The 574-nt window shown below is 69.7% G+C and carries 1 pseudogene; it reads left to right on the plus strand.

Going from position 1 to position 574, the window contains the following annotated elements:
- A pseudogene (locus ABD743_RS38555) lies at positions 1–574 on the plus strand (transketolase); the annotation flags it as partial.

The following is a 574-nucleotide window of genomic DNA, read 5'->3' on the forward strand; positions in this document are numbered from 1 at the left end:
GTGCAGGTCGTCGACAGCGGCGAGAACGTCACCGGCATCCTCCAGGCCCTCGACAATGCCCGTGCCGAAACCGACCGGCCCTCCTTCATCGAACTGCGCACCATCATCGGCTACCCCGCCCCGAACAAGATGAACACCGGGAAGGCCCACGGCTCCGCCCTCGGTGCCGATGAGGTCGCCGAGGTCAAGAAGATCCTCGGCTTCGACCCGGACAAGAACTTCCAGGTCGAGGACGACGTCCTCGCCCACGCCCGCACGGTGATCGACCGCGGCCGCGAGGCCCGCCAGGCCTGGACCAAGCAGTTCGAGGAGTGGGCGGCGCGCGAGCCCGAGCGCAAGGAGCTGCTGGATCGGATGCTGGGCCGCAGCCTCCCGATCGGCTGGGAGAAGGCGCTGCCGGTCTGGGAGCCCGACCCCAAGGGCCTGGCCACCCGCAAGGCTTCCGGCGAGGTGCTCAAGTCCCTGGCCGATGTGCTGCCCGAGCTGTGGGGCGGCTCGGCCGACCTCGCCGAGAGCAACAACACCACGATGGAGGGAGCCGACTCGTTCGGCCCGCCCTCCACCGCCACGACGA

It is taken from the genome of Pseudonocardia yunnanensis (assembly GCF_039534065.1).
Classification (GTDB): domain Bacteria; phylum Actinomycetota; class Actinomycetes; order Mycobacteriales; family Pseudonocardiaceae; genus Pseudonocardia; species Pseudonocardia yunnanensis.